The sequence below is a fragment of the Bacillus sp. BP-3 genome (assembly GCF_028401955.1).
Classification (GTDB): domain Bacteria; phylum Bacillota; class Bacilli; order Bacillales; family Bacillaceae_G; genus Bacillus_A.
In genome coordinates this window covers 128,626-143,154 of the sequence record NZ_JAQOTJ010000006.1, presented here as the reverse complement: position 1 = coordinate 143,154, position 14,529 = coordinate 128,626, and the positions used below count along the sequence as shown (strand labels likewise).

The window sequence follows — 14,529 nt, the reverse complement described above, 5'->3', positions numbered from 1 at the left end:
CTCTATCTGAACGAATTTTTTCCTCAAACGCGTGCAGAACGATAGCCCAATGCTAGATGGAAAATGAAAGATGAAAGATTGCTTTTGTCGTGAAATTAAGAAGTCCCTTCACCTTATGACACTTGTCATTTACCCATGTTTGTACAGCAAATACTGCTGGATCCATCTTTGGTTCCGCCATTAGAAATTCTCTCCTTTTTCCTCACTAATTGAGCTTAATTTAATAATTTGATTGAAAATAGCTACGCATATTCAATCAAATCATTAAATAAATTATGCTCTTACTCTATTAAGTGAAAAGAAAGTAGAATAACTAAAAAAAATAGAAAAAAAACTTTAATATAGTATAATGAATTTAACTTCAATATCTGAGGAGGGAAGTGTGTTGTCCCAAAAAATATCTAATGATAAGAACCTACTAGATAAATTAAATCCAAACCAACGAAAAGAGCTTGAAAAATTGAAACAAGAAGCCTTAAATGAACCACCAAGTTTCTTTGAATACATAGAAGTGAAAATAGAAGAAAAAAAATAGAGAATTCTCTTTTTCTATTCATTTAATCAAAATTCAAACATACTAGCTTCTGCTCCTATTATTAAATAATAAGGTTAATAGACGTATTTATATCGCGCTGTCGATTCAAAAAGAAATACGATTGATTTCATTTAGGAAAGATACGAAATCATCAGGCTGCAAGGCATCTTTTTCAAAAAAGCTTTGTGGTCTTTTTTTATTTAGAAACTTCATTTGGTCATAGCAAATCAAGCTCCAATATCCTATCCCACCTATTACACCCAATCTTAAATTTCGTATCATTGTATCTTTCATAGTAAATGGGATACATTTTTTCTGCCCCTGCTTTTATCTCCATACAAAACTTACATCCATCATTATTATATGAAATAATTGCTTTTTCTATATATTCTCTTAGTTCTGCAACCAAAGGAAGCGTATATCTTTACATCAGTCTATAAAATAACAACTATTTACTTGGGGAATTATTAGAATACTTCATCTCATGCTTCTCTAAAAAGTATTCCTTCATACACCTAAGTTTCTTAGCTTTTTCTTGAAATAAATTTATTCCAAATCCCCTAGTTCACTCTAAAATCTCTTTCATTTTAAAGAAAAAAGTGGTAAAATAGAAATAGAACAAATGTTCGTTTTTAGAAAATTTCTATCTATTAATTATCAAAATGCTCTGCTACATAAAAGTTTCATGAATAATTTATTTTAATTAAAAGTCTGATAAGAAAAATAGACAAACTTATTGTTTCTTAATCATAAGAAACCCAAAATAATAATTTAGAAGAGAGTCTTTGTAATGAATAGCTATATACATGGATAGCTATCATATAAAAAATCACTCTCTTTTTCACTTTTATATATCCTTATATAAAAATTATTTTTTTATCTAAAGCTACTTTTATATTTATAAAATTCCTTAGCAAATTAAAATAAATAGACTGTTTTTTTATTTTCCATCCCTTTTTACTTCTTTTATTAATAAGATATAAATTTTAAAATACAGCTAAATTTATATCATTATTTATAATTAGATATTTTTTATACCTTCATTTATATTTTTAAAGATTGGGAGGTTGTTTTTTTGAATAGTAAGGAATTAGCATTGTTCTACAATAAATACCAAAAAAAATTAGAAGAACCTATTGTACAACAGTTTCTCAAAGATCCTAAGAATCACTCATTATTTATAAAAGCAATAGAAGAGCCAACAAGTAAAAACAAACAATTACTAGATGAAGCGTTTAAACTCCATTTTAAACAAGTTAAAATGCTAAGCTATATTAGTAAATTAATTTATTTTTATTCAATAGATTTTGATAAAAAAGTTACCCTTAATATGAATAGGAATTTGTTAACTTTAGATAAGACAATTACTAGCGATGAAAATAATAATACAACCATGTTGGAAGTAATGAACAGTGATTTAACAGATAGAACTTGTAAACAATTTGAAGAAAATCAAATTCATTTAAAAGAGCATATTACAGATGAATTGCTATACAAAGCTTTAGATTTATTAACAGAAAAGCAGTTACATATACTAAATTTATATTATGTTCACGAATATAATAATAAACAAATCTCGAGAATTTTATCAGAATCGGAACAAACAATTTCTTATAATCATAAAAAAGCCTTAGAAAAACTTAAATCACAATTAATATGAGGTGAAAAAATAAATGTTAGAACTAAAAGACTCAAATGTAACTAACTATAATTATGAAGACATTTTACAATCCTTCAATCTTAAAATCCGGAAATGTTTACAAAATACCCCATATCAAGAAAGAGAAGATTTAGAACAAGAGATTCACATGAAAATATTTGAAAAAATTAATGTTATTAATAATCTAGAAGTTCCTGGTTTTTTTGATTTTTTAATAACCTGAACTTCCTAAAAAACACTCCTTGATAATGAACTGTAGCCTATAAAATGGACAGTTTAATAAAAAGACCATAAAAAATCAAGCACTTAAGAGATGGTTTCGGTATTCTACTGGAGCCATCTTTTTTAGTGTCCTGGTGCAAATACTTCAAAATATCTGGAAGTATTTGCACCAGAACCTGTTTTCTTAAGTTGATGGGTATGAAGGTGACCTCTATTTAAGAAAACATCTTATCAATCCAATTATGAATCGCATACAGTTTCCCTATTTTTAACGCAATCTTAAATAAAATAGCGCCTCCCCCTACTACAGCAAATGCGATCATTTTCCAATTTTTTTTTACTTTCGGCTTTTTTTCCATTCTATATTCCCTCTTTATCTCTTTATTAATCAAACGTTTGTTTAATAGATTTCACAAGCCTTTCCCCCAACTAATCAAACGTTTGTTTACATTTCAAAGCAATAAGAAATGCGCCTTTTCAGGCGCATTTCTATGTTAATCTCCACCGCCGCCGCCATCTCCACCACCACAGCTGCCGCCATCTCCGCCAAAAGAACTTCCGCAATCTCCCGAGCTGTCACTAGATTCTGCAAAAAATATTGGTGCACTATATCCTGTACTATCCGTTGAATCGGAATGATATCGGTTTCGTCTCCTTTTTCTTTCACTCGATACATTTGCTTTTACAATAATTGCAAACAGTAAAATAAAAAATATAACGCCTACTACCATTTCCATTTCCATTCTAAAATCCCCCTTTCACTCTTCAACTAGAGTGCAGTTTATATTTTTTAGGGAAAATAATCACAACTAAATATTTCGCCAAAACTCTCTCCATATCCTCTAATAAAATTACATTTTTACCTAAATTAGGATAAATTTCGAACTAATAGTACAGATAACAATTGTTAACTCTTATTTACTTCGAAATCTTACGAATCTCCTTATAGAAAATTTCGAAATATCTTATTGCGGTATATACCAAATGAAGCTGTTCCTTTTATTTTTCGTTTTTGAATCAGTTGTTGAAAACGAAGTGATTTCACCGTTAATTCTTCTTGTAATTGTTTTCTCTGTGCCTCATCATGGCAACACGCCAGTAGATCTTCAATTTTTAACACCTCTTTTTGCAGATGCATTTCTTCAGGGATCATACCAGCATGTTTCAAAATTTTGTAACTCATGCGAAGTTCTTCCGGTATCGTTGATAAATCTTCTAATGCAAGAGATTTCCCTTTCCCTGGCAGGTCTTCAAATTCACCATCTTTCATTGCCTGACGAATACGTTCCTCCGCAAGAATCGAAAAGATATCCATAACACCACCTCCTTCTCTCTTCTATGAAACACTTCCCTCACCATTAAACGCGTTTACACCAGTCCTGCACTGTCCAAACTTGCGTCACCCATTCTTCATAAAAATCTGGTTCATGGGAAACGAGCAGAATCGTGCCTTCATATTGCATAAGAGCTTGCTTCAGTGCTTCCTTTGCCTGAACATCTAAATGATTCGTCGGTTCATCTAAAACAAGTACATTACTTTCTGTTAACATTAATTCACATAAGCGTACTTTCGTTTGTTCCCCGCCGCTTAATGAGCAAAGCGGCTGTAAAATGTGCTCTTCTGTTAAACCGCATCTTGCTAATGATTGCCGAATTTGTTTTTGCGTCATATCTGGCCGCAGTGACCATACTTCCTCAAGCGGTGTTTGCTCCGTGGCAAATTCTTCTTGTGCAAAATAAGTTGGGTTTACTCGCTCTCCTATTTGCACCGTACCACTTAACGGCAGCAAATACCCGAGCAATGTTTTTAACATTGTTGTTTTCCCAATCCCGTTATAGCCGACGATAGCAATTTTTTCACCGCGTTTTATTTGTAAATCAATAGGACTAAATAAAGGCTCTTTATAGCCAATCTGCATATCTTTCGTCTCTAAAATTCGACTAACAGGATCTAAATGCACATGAAACATAAAGCGCGGTTGCAGTGCAGAAGTTGGCTTTCCGATTTCATTTATTTTCGCTAATACTTTTTCACGACTCTTTGCTTGTTTTGCTTTACGAATTTTATTCTTCTGAATAAAATTCTTTAATCTTTTCATTTCCTTTTGCTGCCTATCATAAGCTACTTGTAATTGCTGTTTATGTTGCCCATAGTTTGTTATGAATGTTTGATAATTACCTATATAGCGTTTCAACCCTTTATGTTCTAAATGATAAATGACATTCGTAATTTCATTTAAAAACCTTTCATCATGCGAAACGACGATATAAGCATGTTCGTAATTTTTCAAGTACCCCATAAGCCATTCAATATGCACGTTATCGAGATAGTTTGTTGGTTCATCTAGTAATAAAATATGCGGCTCTTCTAATAATAATTTTCCTAATAACAGTTTTGTTCGTTGGCCACCACTTAGTTGTTCCACAGCACGATCCATACCAAGTTCTGAAATTCCTAATCCCGCAGCAATCATTTCGATTTTTTCCTCAATATGATAAAAATCAGAATGCTCTAATACACTTTGTAATTCTCCGTATTGTACTAACAATTGTTCCAGATTATCACCTGTTGCCATTTTCTCTGCGATTTGCAGCATCCTGCTCTCGATATCATACAAGTGGGCAAAGGCACTTTGTAAATACTTCATAATTGTTGTGCCAACCTGTAAATCGATATGTTGCTGTAAAAAACCGATTTTCATCTGAGGAAACCATTCAATTGTTCCCTTATCAGGAAGTAACTCTCCTGATAATATTCGTAGCAATGTCGATTTTCCCGCTCCATTGCTCCCTACAAGACCAACATGCTCACCTCGAAGTAATCGAAAACCAATATTTTGAAAGATTATTTTATCCCCATACATATGGGTAAGATTTTCAACTGATAACATACTCATGTTACTCTCTCCTTTTCGCTTCATATTGAAAGCCAAACGAGAGAACAGTACAAAAAACAATATTCAATTCACTAAACGTAAAAATGGATAAGGCAAACACACCTTATCCATTACAAATTATTATCGCAAAAAAGGAATAAGGTTCTTTATCTACTGTCTTTCGGTTGGCTTTTACTCAAAAATTGGGCAGACTACTCCCTTATCAAGCCAAAACCATTTGAAGAACAGTCGATAAAGTCATCTTATCCTTTCACCTCTTTATAAATTATTATTTGTATATAGAATAAACAAAAATCATACATTTATTCTATCATATGCTATATTCTGCAAATTTGTTAAGATTCCTGCTTAAAATCTAACAAAAACCCCTAAACAGTAATTGGACCAAAAACCGTTAAGGGGCAACATCTTATTTCCTCATATAAGGAGCCAATATTTTCAATATCTCTGTTTTATCTTCTTTTAACTCTTCTGACGTTAACATGTCCATCGTTCTAGGACGCGGCAAATTTACTTTCACTTCGCCAACAATTGTTGATGGTTGCTGTGACATAATGAAGACACGATCTGATAACAATATCGCTTCATCTAAATCATGCGTAACCATAATGATTGTTTGTTTCCCTTTTTGCCATGATTCTAATAACCAGCTATGCACTTCCATTTTTGTAAATGCATCTAGTTTTCCAAAGGGTTCATCAAGCAACATAATCGGTTTATCACATAAATACGTTCGTAAAAAGCTAACACGCTGCCGCATTCCACCTGATAAAGCATCTGGGTAATGATCTGCGTATTCATCAAGTCCAAATTGCCTTAGCGCTTCCATACCAACTTCTAATCGTTTTCTTTTGGATTTCCCTTCAATTTCTAAAGGTAATACAATATTATGAAGAGCAGAACGCCATGGAAGCAGAAGATCTTGCTGCGGCATATAGCTAACAACGTTACGATTCATAACGGATTGATCTTCGTAACATACATCTCCATCATTTGCTTGTTCAATCCCCGCAATAATGTTTAATAACGTACTTTTTCCGCAACCACTTGGTCCAACGAAAGAGACAAATTCCCCCTCTTGAACCGAGACGCTCATATGCTCTAGCACTGTTTTCCCATCAAATGTTTTCGTAACGTCTTTTACTTGTAATCCGCTCATTTCTCACTCGGAAGGAATTCGTTCGTAAAGGCCGCTTTCACATCAATTTTCTTTTTAATAACTTTATTGTCATATAAGAAATTCATATAATTGGTCCATACTTCTTCCTTCTGTACTCCCCACGCTTTCACATCATCTTGGTATTTCGTACTTAACCATTTTTGGCTTTCTTGTACGAGCTCTTTATTAATGTCTGGTACATTTTTAATTAAAATATCCGCTGCTTCTTTTGGTTCCTTAATTGCAAAGTTATAGCCATCTGTTGTTGCTTTCATAAACTTCTTCACAAAGTCTTTATCTTGTTTTGCGTGTTTTTCACTTGTAATAATAACAGGGCTATAATAATCTAACGCTGGATTTAAATCTTTTAGCATAATCGTGTTTAACTCAATGCCTTTTCTCTTTGCTTCAATACCATCCCAGCCATAATAGATCCACTCAAAATCAGCATCACGTCCAATAGATTTAAAGAAATCTGTTTGTCCAAGTACAACTTTTTGTACTTTATTATAATCTGCTTGCTGCTTATCCATAATTGTTTTTAATGTCGCTTCTTCAGCTGGTGCTCCCCAGCCACCATATCGTTTTCCTTCAAATGCTTTTGGAGATGTGATGTTATCCTTTTTTAGAGATGCGAATGCAGATGTATTATGTTGAATAACCGCACCAATTGATACAACTGGAATATCTTCAACACGAGCTGTTGTTACGTTCTCTTGATAACTTACACCAAAATCAGCTTTTCCTGATGCAACCATTTGTTCAGCAGACGTATTTTCACCTGGCTGAATAATTTCTACATCTAATCCTTGTTTTTTATAATAGTCTTTCGTCTTTGCTACATATAAACCAGTATGGTTTGTATTTGGAAACCAATCTAATACTACTTTTACTTTCTGCTCTTTACTTTCTTCTTTCTTCCCTACTGAGCAGCCTGCAAATGTAAATAATAAAGAAGCTGCTAATAGCGCTTTTAACCCTTTTTTCATTTCTCTCCATCCTTTCTGTAAACCCATGGTGCTGTTAGTCTTGCCATAAATTCAACAATAAAATACAAGAATAGCGTTACAAAGGCAATCACAGCAGCGATTCCAAACACACGAGCCGTTAAAAAAGATTTCGTTGCCCTTGTCAGCATAACCCCTAAACCTTCACTTGCCCCAAGCCATTCCCCAATAATGGCCCCCATTACGCTATATGTAACGGCAATTTTTAACCCTGAAAAAAAGTATGGCAATACTGCTGGAAATTTCACTTTTTGATAGACTTGCCACTTGCTTGCCCGCATTGTTTGAAGTAACTTTAGCATCGATTGATCTACCGTTTGAAAACCTTCTAAAATACTAAGTGTAACGGGAAAGAAGCATACAAGAATAACAACCATTACTTTTGGCAGCATTCCGTAGCCAAACCAAATAATAAATAAAGGTGCGAGTACAACGATTGGAACCGTTTGTGAAATTACTAATAATGGATTGATTAACACACGGCATAACGGAATCACATCCATAGTAATTGCAATGATCGTTCCAAGTATAATTGCAAAAAATAATCCTATGAACACTTCTTGCAAAGTCTGTACCGTATTGGGAAGCAGTAAATCTTTCATTTCTATCAGTTCATGTACAATTGCAGAAGGCTTCGGCAAAATCCACGGTTCAATATGGAATATCGAAACAGCTCCTTCCCATATGGCGATGAGAAGGAAAAGCCAAATTGTCGTAATTGCTATGTTAGATCGTTTCTGTTTTTTCATGTTCTTCACGATACTTCCACACTTTTTCATCAATCGTTACGCCTGTGCTTGGACGATAGTGAATTTTTATAGAAGTAATGACTTCTTCTGCCCCATCATCTATGCAAGCTTGCTGCGCACGTTTAATAATATCAAGAAGCTCGTTTAAATCCCCTTCCATCGTCGTTTCCATCGCGCCAACTTCAAAGCGCACACCTGATTGCTGAACAACCTCAATTGCTTTATCTACAACCGTATATACATCTTTATGCTTTGCTTGTGGTACAACTGAAAATGAAACTGTAACTTGCTGTGACATACTAAATTCCTCCCCATATTAAATAAATTTCATGCAAAAAGAAAAGGCTTTCCTGCAGCGAAGCAGGAAAGCCTTATATACAAGTTATCATAGAATAACAGTCGCTACGATTCTTGATACAACTCCCTACGCTGGCATTATCCAGATCAGGTTAAGGGTCGATGTATTGTTACATCCTCTCAGCCACATAGGCTCCCCTGTTTCAATTCGTTTTCATTGTAGCACGGATTATTTTTATGAACAAACAAATTTATTTTTTTCCTGTAAATACTATTTTTAGGTGCTCTTCATACAGGAAATCATACCCAACAATTGATGTAGGGAAATGCAATTTGTGTGAAAAATGGATGTGTTAATATCTCTTAATTTTGCATGATAGACCTATTCAATTATTACGTCTCGGCTGAACTTCTAGTCATGGTAATTGTATCGGGTCTTGCTATGATAAAGGTTGATGGGTATGGGGTACACCGCATAGTTTAAAATTATTGCACTTGTTCTAAAAACCGTTGAACTTCTTTTGGTGATTTTAAGATAATAACTTTTTTATCACTAGATAATTGATCCAGTCTTTTTAAAATTGCAGGTCTTTTGGTCGTTGGATATTCCCATATCCATTTAAAAAATTCAAGTTCAAATCTTTCTTCGCATCCTTCGCCCATATCTGGTCTTGTTCTATTTCGATATTGTACTATTCTTTTGAACGCACGATAGATGCATATTGTTCTATTAATATTGAGAAAGATGATTGTATCAGCCGCATTAAGTCTGATTTCCATTGTCCCGCCATAATTTCCATCTATAATCCATTCATCTTCTTTAATTAAATTATTTTGTACTTTTCTTTGTTCATCCTTTGGAATACCTACCCAATTCGGTTTCCAAAATAATGCATCAAGGTGATAAATGTTTATTTTTAGCTTTTCTCCTAAATGCCTTGCTAATGTAGATTTCCCTGAGCCACCCGAACCAATAATTACAATTTTTTTCATAAAATCCTCCTCCCCAAAAGGTAATAATCTTTTTTAAACAATCGTGCATTACGTTTCATAGCACAGACTTTTTCATATACAACACAGAATACAAATTTCCTCCTAAAAATAAAAACCTGTCAAAACGACAGGTTTTTATTTTTAATCACCACTTGCAATTTATCAGAATCACGCTGCTATCCCATTTGTTACTGATAGTAGCTTATCTTTTCGATTCAAATCTTTACACAAAAAAGGACCAATGTTATAAAAACATTGGCCTAAACCAACCCTATCAGTCCGGTAACTGGCTAGCATAGTCTCATTTGACCTTAGCTCCTATAGCTTTGCGACCTTGCGTTTCCACAAGTTTGCCTTTCTCGAGAACGAGTTGAACGATATGGGAGTTTTACGAGAATTAAACAATTCTCTGTCCACAGATTACAACATTTAAATCAATTTGTCTACTTATTTACACATATAAATTATAAAATTTTAAAACAATCCTCTTGTAACATAATGTTAACAAACAGGGCAAATCACGTTTTTAATGTGCTATATAATGAAAACAAAGCTATTTTTACATATTTATTCCATATATATATTAATTTTTAGACATAGAAGTCGCTGCTATGCAAAGTACAACATGATCGCTACTTGCTTTCTCCTTTTATTTTCAGCATTGCATGCGCTAGACCGTTTCTATGCGCGACCAAATACTCTGGTCTCCACCAAAAAAGATAGGTCTTTTTATGTCGAGTTCTTAACTTGTATATATATTATTCAACTTTCGAACCATGCAACAAATAAAGTTATTTGATAATAACGATTGATCATTATCTCGGAGGTGCTATACTATGTTCTGGCTACAGTTTATCATCTTATTACTCTGCATTTTTATCGGTGCGCGCCTTGGAGGCGTCGGCCTTGGTGTAATGGGAGGTGTTGGGATGGCAATCTTTGTCTTCTTCTTTCACTTACAACCAACCTCTCCTCCAATCGATGTTATGCTTATGATTTTAGCAGTTATTACAGCCGCTGGAGCCTTACAGGCTGCTGGGGGAATGGACTATCTTGTTCATATTGCAGAAAAAGCGCTCCGTAAAAACCCGAAGTGGATTACGTTCTTCGCCCCAATCGTCACGTATTCATTTACGTTTTGCGCAGGAACAGGACACGTTGCTTATTCAGTTCTTCCTGTCATTGCTGAAGTATCACGTGAATCTGGAATTCGACCAGAGCGTCCACTGTCAATTGCTGTTATTGCATCGCAGCAGGCAATTACGGCGAGTCCAATTTCAGCAGCAACCGTTGCACTTCTCGCTATGCTTACTGACTATAAGATTACACTACTAGATATTTTAAAGATTAGTATTCCATCTACCCTTATCGCTTGTATGTTAGCTGCTCTCGTGGCAAGCAAAATGGGAAAAGAGTTAAACGAAGATGAAGAATATTTAAAGCGCTTACAAGAGGGTGTGATTCCAAAACTAGAAGAAAAGAAAGAATTTCTTATCCCAAAAGGTGCAAAATTGTCTGTTATCCTCTTTTTACTTGCAACAGTTCTAGTTGTTCTTCTTGGATCTTTTGAAGCGTTACGTCCTAGCTGGATGATAGACGGAAAACTTGTACGTCTTTCTATGCCGAACACCATTGAAATGGTGATGTTAACAATCGCTGCACTGATTATTATTTTTTGCAAACCAAATGTAGAAAGCATCGTGTCTGGTAACGTCTTTCAAGCAGGAGCAACAGCAGTTGTTGCGATTTTCGGTATCGCATGGATGGGGGATACGTTTTTTAACGGTAACTTACAAATGATTCAAGGTTCTATTCAGGGGATTGTAACGAGTGCACCGTGGTTATTTGCAATTGCACTATTCGTACTATCAATCTTGTTATATAGCCAAGCTGCAACAGTACGTGCGTTAATACCACTTGGATTAACACTTGGCATTTCACCAGCACTATTGATTGCAATGTTCCCAGCTGTAAACGGGTATTTCTTTATTCCAAACTACGGAACAATCGTTGCGGCAATTAACTTTGACCGTACAGGTACAACGCGTATCGGTAAATATGTGTTAAATCATAGCTTTATGATCCCGGGTCTTGTCGCAACAATTACATCAATTGGAATTGGAATGCTTCTCGTTTCACTGATGTTTTAATTCAGAAAGAGCTAGTCTTTACAAGGACTAGCTCTTTTAATCAAACGTTTGTTTAAATATTTATCCCACTATTCATGGACCCTCATAGGTGGGAGAAGATCAATCAATGACTTCGATACTATAATCCCAATTAGCACCTGCTCAACATGCTCTTTCTCTTTCGTCTCAAGAGAAAGGTGAAACTGTGCATAACCTGATCCAATTTTCTCTAAATGAATGTGAGGAACATTTGCTTCTAAATCGATGATAATTTGTAATACTTGCTGCAATATTTCTAGCCCAATTGTTCCTTGTTCAGCGATCATACGTCATCAAATGGATGAACAAATATCGCTCCATTTCGCTCTTTTAAATCAAGTGCATAAGCTAATGCTTCATTTTTTCATGAGCTGCTATAATATTTTGTAACGTAATCATGTTGTCGCCTCTGAAACAGTATATTCATACACTTTAGTTTCAACAGCACAATTTGTTTTATACAAAAAAGAACCATTTCTGCACATGAGAAATCGTTCTTTTCATGTATGAACCCGTTATTTTTTTACTAACTCCGCTAATTTTTTCGTACTATCAAAAGGGGAATCTGCTAAACTAATTGCTGAAATCACAGAAACTCCATCCGCCCCCGCTTCCACGACAGAAGCAGCATTGTAGGCGGTAATCCCACCAATACCGACAATCGGAATTTCAATACCACTTTCACGGAAAAAACGTAATCCTGCCGTTCCTTGTACCGCTTTTGCATCTTTTTTCGTGTTTGTTTGAAAAATCGGTCCTACTCCTAAATAATCTGCACCATTTTCAATCGCAAAACGAGCTTCTTCTATTGTATGAGCGGACACACCAATGATTTTATCCCCCATTTTTTCACGTACAATCTGAATGTTTTCATCATCTTGCCCAACATGAACACCATCGGCATCTAACACTAGTGCGAATTCCACATCATCATTTACGATAAACGGAACATTATATTCTTTGCATAAAGATTGCAACTGTCTTGCAAATGCATATCGGTTTTCACCTGTTAACGCTCCGTCACCTTTTTCACGATACTGAAAAAGTGTAACTCCGCCATCAAGCGCTTCTTTCATAACTTGTAATGGATCTTTACGGCAATTGTTGCTGCCCATAATAAAATACACTTTTAGTAATTCAGACATGTGTTGTGTATCGATACGTGCCATTTCTCTCACCCCTTCTTAACGAACTTCTTCAACATTTCCATATTGTTCAACGTCTTCTGCCGTAACGCTTGCTAACTGATTTAAAAATTCAATTTGGAAACTTCCCGGCCCTTGTTCAGCTGTTTTACTTGCAGCAATTTCTGCTGCTACACCGTAAAATGTTACCGCCGCAACAGCCGCTTTTACATAATCGTTTTCGATTGCTGCAAACGCTCCGATAACGGATGTTAATAAACAACCCGTTCCTGTTACTTTCGTTAAAATGGGATGACCGTTACGAAGAATGAACGTTCTTTCTCCGTCTGTTACCACGTCTTCTTTTCCTGTAATAACAATAACAGTATTGAGCTGATGAGCTGCATATTTTGCAACTGAGGCAACATCACCATTTCCTCCCCCTGCATCAACACCTTTAATCTCCCATTTCTCATCAATCACATTTGCTATTTCTGCTGCATTGCCACGGATGATTGCTAGCTTTACTTCACTTGGAATATACCTTGCCACTTCTGTTCGATACGAAGTTGCCCCAGCACCGACCGGATCAAATACAACTGGTACATTGTGCGTATTTGCTGACTTTCCAGCAATAAGCATCGCCTCTACTTCTTCTTGGTGAAGTGTTCCCATATTTAAAACGAGCGCTCCCGCGATACTTGCCATTTCAGCTACTTCTTCTTTCGCATATGCCATCACAGGCGATGCACCTAATGCCAGCAATCCATTGGCAGTAAAATTTGTCACAACGACATTTGTAATATTATGAACAAGCGGATTTCTTTCTCGTACTGTCTCAACTACTTGTGCAATTTTTTTCATTTTCATATGTATCTCTCCTTTTTTATAACGGGAGATATAGCAAAAAAGACACTTTTGCGCATGCAAAGTGTCTTCATAATGTGCTTTTTACACTCTCCCTACGCTGGCATTACCCAACAGGTTCAAATGGTCAACGACGGATTAGCCGTACTCTCAGTTTGCATCCACAAACTCCCATGTGTTTTCTTATTCATCTACTTCAGAGTCTACTCCGTTTCTATTGAAATAACAAGTTGAAAAAAAGATATAAAAACCTCTTTTTTCGATAGGTGAGAGCACCTGGCCATGCATAGGAGCGGTCATGTTGTATTTTGCATAGCAGCGACTTAGAAACATGAAAACTACAATGTGGTTCAAATCTTCGGAATAACTGAATCCGAAGGGGATGTATGCTATAGTTAACTTACGGAAATTGAAAGGATGTTTGAAATATGGAAAAAAGTGTAATAATTGCTGAGAAACCTTCTGTTGCACGTGATATTGCGCGTGTATTGAAGTGCGATAAAAAAGGAAATGGTTACATTGAGGGCAGTAAATATATTGTTACGTGGGCTTTAGGGCACCTCGTTACATTAGCAGACCCAGAAAGTTATGATGTGAAGTATAAAAAGTGGAATCTAGAAGATCTTCCGATGCTGCCGGAACGCTTAAAATTAACGGTGATTAAACAAACTGGCAAGCAATTTAATGCTGTGAAAAGTCAATTGACTAGAAATGATGTAAATGAAATTATCGTAGCTACAGACCCTGCGTTATCTCTATAAAATATAACTGCACATAAATCCTAAAACACCTTTCATCCTTAATTTAACAATGATATCTAATATTTTTTACAATTGCACATAAAAAGAAGC

The 14,529-nt window shown here is 35.2% G+C and carries 18 protein-coding genes, 2 pseudogenes and 3 riboswitches; of the genes and pseudogenes, 5 read left to right on the top strand and 15 right to left on the bottom strand.

The features are described 5' to 3' along the window. Positions 1-52: 52 nt before the first annotated feature. Positions 53-181, bottom strand: a complete 129-nt coding sequence (locus tag PLX19_RS12085; RefSeq protein WP_272188857.1) for a hypothetical protein — start codon at positions 179-181, stop codon at positions 53-55. Positions 182-385: 204 nt separating this feature from the next. Between PLX19_RS12085 and PLX19_RS12080 the strand changes: the two genes are divergently transcribed. Further along, on the top strand, positions 386-535 hold the full coding sequence (locus PLX19_RS12080; protein ID WP_170857772.1) for a hypothetical protein: 150 nt from the start codon (positions 386-388) through the stop codon (positions 533-535). Between the two features lie 105 nt (positions 536-640). Here PLX19_RS12080 and PLX19_RS12075 read toward each other — a convergent pair whose 3' ends face one another. Continuing rightward, the gene (locus PLX19_RS12075) at positions 641-829 is read right to left on the bottom strand and encodes a hypothetical protein (protein WP_272188856.1); all 189 of its coding nucleotides are present in this window, start codon (positions 827-829) and stop codon (positions 641-643) included. 781 nt (positions 830-1,610) lie between these two features. On the opposite strand from PLX19_RS12075, the gene PLX19_RS12070 reads away from it, so the two are divergent. Together PLX19_RS12070 and PLX19_RS12065 are read left to right on the top strand one after the other, a co-directional pair. Continuing rightward, positions 1,611-2,195 carry a sigma-70 family RNA polymerase sigma factor gene (locus PLX19_RS12070; RefSeq protein WP_272188855.1) on the top strand — a complete coding sequence of 195 codons (585 nt, stop codon included), beginning with the start codon at positions 1,611-1,613 and terminating at the stop codon, positions 2,193-2,195. 13 nt (positions 2,196-2,208) lie between these two features. After that, positions 2,209-2,418: a hypothetical protein gene (locus tag PLX19_RS12065; RefSeq protein ID WP_272188854.1), complete on the top strand. Its 210-nt coding sequence runs from the start codon at positions 2,209-2,211 to the stop codon at positions 2,416-2,418. A 214-nt stretch (positions 2,419-2,632) separates the two neighbouring features. Here the strand turns inward: PLX19_RS12065 and PLX19_RS12060 are convergent, their stop codons facing one another. From PLX19_RS12060 to PLX19_RS12020, 9 genes are all read right to left on the bottom strand, one after another. Beyond that, positions 2,633-2,776, bottom strand: coding sequence for a histidine kinase (locus tag PLX19_RS12060; protein ID WP_272188853.1), 144 nt, complete (start codon positions 2,774-2,776; stop codon positions 2,633-2,635). Positions 2,777-2,911: 135 nt separating this feature from the next. Further along, positions 2,912-3,160, bottom strand: a complete 249-nt coding sequence (locus PLX19_RS12055) for a hypothetical protein (RefSeq protein ID WP_272188852.1) — start codon at positions 3,158-3,160, stop codon at positions 2,912-2,914. Between the two features lie 200 nt (positions 3,161-3,360). Then, positions 3,361-3,732: a J-domain-containing protein gene (locus PLX19_RS12050; protein WP_272188851.1), complete on the bottom strand. Its 372-nt coding sequence runs from the start codon at positions 3,730-3,732 to the stop codon at positions 3,361-3,363. A 43-nt stretch (positions 3,733-3,775) separates the two neighbouring features. Next, entirely contained in the window at positions 3,776-5,314 is a 1,539-nt protein-coding gene (locus tag PLX19_RS12045; protein ID WP_272188850.1) for an ABC-F family ATP-binding cassette domain-containing protein, read from the bottom strand. Positions 5,315-5,723: 409 nt separating this feature from the next. Next, positions 5,724-6,473, bottom strand: a complete 750-nt coding sequence (locus PLX19_RS12040) for an ABC transporter ATP-binding protein (RefSeq protein WP_272188848.1) — start codon at positions 6,471-6,473, stop codon at positions 5,724-5,726. After that, positions 6,470-7,462: an ABC transporter substrate-binding protein gene (locus PLX19_RS12035; protein ID WP_272188847.1), complete on the bottom strand. Its 993-nt coding sequence runs from the start codon at positions 7,460-7,462 to the stop codon at positions 6,470-6,472. Before PLX19_RS12035 ends, PLX19_RS12040 begins: the two co-directional genes overlap by 4 nt. After that, entirely contained in the window at positions 7,459-8,259 is an 801-nt protein-coding gene (locus tag PLX19_RS12030; protein WP_272188846.1) for an ABC transporter permease, read from the bottom strand. Before PLX19_RS12030 ends, PLX19_RS12035 begins: the two co-directional genes overlap by 4 nt. Further along, positions 8,207-8,527, bottom strand: coding sequence for an MTH1187 family thiamine-binding protein (locus PLX19_RS12025; protein ID WP_272188845.1), 321 nt, complete (start codon positions 8,525-8,527; stop codon positions 8,207-8,209). The genes PLX19_RS12030 and PLX19_RS12025 overlap by 53 nt, the downstream gene beginning before the upstream one ends. Positions 8,528-8,633: 106 nt before the next feature. Further along, a riboswitch (TPP riboswitch) is annotated at positions 8,634-8,736 on the bottom strand. 276 nt (positions 8,737-9,012) lie between these two features. Next, on the bottom strand, positions 9,013-9,519 hold the full coding sequence (locus tag PLX19_RS12020; RefSeq protein WP_272188844.1) for a DNA topology modulation protein: 507 nt from the start codon (positions 9,517-9,519) through the stop codon (positions 9,013-9,015). A 278-nt stretch (positions 9,520-9,797) separates the two neighbouring features. Further along, a riboswitch (cyclic di-GMP riboswitch) is annotated at positions 9,798-9,884 on the bottom strand. 471 nt (positions 9,885-10,355) lie between these two features. Here PLX19_RS12020 and PLX19_RS12015 point away from each other — a divergent pair. Then, entirely contained in the window at positions 10,356-11,669 is a 1,314-nt protein-coding gene (locus tag PLX19_RS12015) for an anaerobic C4-dicarboxylate transporter family protein (RefSeq protein WP_272188843.1), read from the top strand. Positions 11,670-11,737: 68 nt separating this feature from the next. Here the strand turns inward: PLX19_RS12015 and PLX19_RS12010 are convergent, their stop codons facing one another. The 4 genes and pseudogenes from PLX19_RS12010 to thiM all read right to left on the bottom strand — a co-directional run bounded on the left by PLX19_RS12010 (position 11,738) and on the right by thiM (position 13,681). After that, positions 11,738-11,938: a hypothetical protein gene (locus tag PLX19_RS12010; RefSeq protein WP_442869045.1), complete on the bottom strand. Its 201-nt coding sequence runs from the start codon at positions 11,936-11,938 to the stop codon at positions 11,738-11,740. Further along, a pseudogene (locus tag PLX19_RS26200) lies at positions 11,918-12,048 on the bottom strand (threonine ammonia-lyase); the annotation flags it as partial. The gene PLX19_RS12010 and the pseudogene PLX19_RS26200, both read right to left, overlap by 21 nt. A 154-nt stretch (positions 12,049-12,202) precedes the next feature. Then, positions 12,203-12,856 (bottom strand): thiamine phosphate synthase, encoded by a 654-nt coding sequence (thiE, locus tag PLX19_RS12005; protein WP_272188841.1) that lies wholly within the window; start codon positions 12,854-12,856, stop codon positions 12,203-12,205. 15 nt (positions 12,857-12,871) lie between these two features. Then, on the bottom strand, positions 12,872-13,681 hold the full coding sequence (gene thiM / locus PLX19_RS12000; RefSeq protein WP_272188840.1) for a hydroxyethylthiazole kinase: 810 nt from the start codon (positions 13,679-13,681) through the stop codon (positions 12,872-12,874). Positions 13,682-13,753: 72 nt separating this feature from the next. Continuing rightward, positions 13,754-13,863: riboswitch (TPP riboswitch) on the bottom strand. 243 nt (positions 13,864-14,106) lie between these two features. Between thiM and PLX19_RS11995 the strand changes: the two are divergent. Beyond that, a pseudogene (locus PLX19_RS11995) lies at positions 14,107-14,421 on the top strand (toprim domain-containing protein); the annotation flags it as partial. Positions 14,422-14,529: the final 108 nt, after the last annotated feature.

What these genes read in the sequence shown, in the direction of transcription:
- PLX19_RS12085 (WP_272188857.1), bottom strand. Translation starts at nt 181, where the DNA reads ATGGCGGAACCAAAGATGGATCCAGCAGTATTTGCTGTACAAACATGG.
- PLX19_RS12075 (WP_272188856.1), bottom strand. Translation starts at nt 829, where the DNA reads ATGAAAGATACAATGATACGAAATTTAAGATTGGGTGTAATAGGTGGG.
- PLX19_RS12065 (WP_272188854.1), top strand. Translation starts at nt 2,209, where the DNA reads ATGTTAGAACTAAAAGACTCAAATGTAACTAACTATAATTATGAAGAC.
- PLX19_RS12060 (WP_272188853.1), bottom strand. Translation starts at nt 2,776, where the DNA reads ATGGAAAAAAAGCCGAAAGTAAAAAAAAATTGGAAAATGATCGCATTT.
- PLX19_RS12055 (WP_272188852.1), bottom strand. Translation starts at nt 3,160, where the DNA reads ATGGAAATGGAAATGGTAGTAGGCGTTATATTTTTTATTTTACTGTTT.
- PLX19_RS12050 (WP_272188851.1), bottom strand. Translation starts at nt 3,732, where the DNA reads ATGGATATCTTTTCGATTCTTGCGGAGGAACGTATTCGTCAGGCAATG.
- PLX19_RS12045 (WP_272188850.1), bottom strand. Translation starts at nt 5,314, where the DNA reads ATGAGTATGTTATCAGTTGAAAATCTTACCCATATGTATGGGGATAAA.
- PLX19_RS12040 (WP_272188848.1), bottom strand. Translation starts at nt 6,473, where the DNA reads ATGAGCGGATTACAAGTAAAAGACGTTACGAAAACATTTGATGGGAAA.
- PLX19_RS12035 (WP_272188847.1), bottom strand. Translation starts at nt 7,462, where the DNA reads ATGAAAAAAGGGTTAAAAGCGCTATTAGCAGCTTCTTTATTATTTACA.
- PLX19_RS12030 (WP_272188846.1), bottom strand. Translation starts at nt 8,259, where the DNA reads ATGAAAAAGTGTGGAAGTATCGTGAAGAACATGAAAAAACAGAAACGA.
- PLX19_RS12025 (WP_272188845.1), bottom strand. Translation starts at nt 8,527, where the DNA reads ATGTCACAGCAAGTTACAGTTTCATTTTCAGTTGTACCACAAGCAAAG.
- PLX19_RS12020 (WP_272188844.1), bottom strand. Translation starts at nt 9,519, where the DNA reads ATGAAAAAAATTGTAATTATTGGTTCGGGTGGCTCAGGGAAATCTACA.
- PLX19_RS12015 (WP_272188843.1), top strand. Translation starts at nt 10,356, where the DNA reads ATGTTCTGGCTACAGTTTATCATCTTATTACTCTGCATTTTTATCGGT.
- thiE (WP_272188841.1), bottom strand. Translation starts at nt 12,856, where the DNA reads ATGGCACGTATCGATACACAACACATGTCTGAATTACTAAAAGTGTAT.
- thiM (WP_272188840.1), bottom strand. Translation starts at nt 13,681, where the DNA reads ATGAAAATGAAAAAAATTGCACAAGTAGTTGAGACAGTACGAGAAAGA.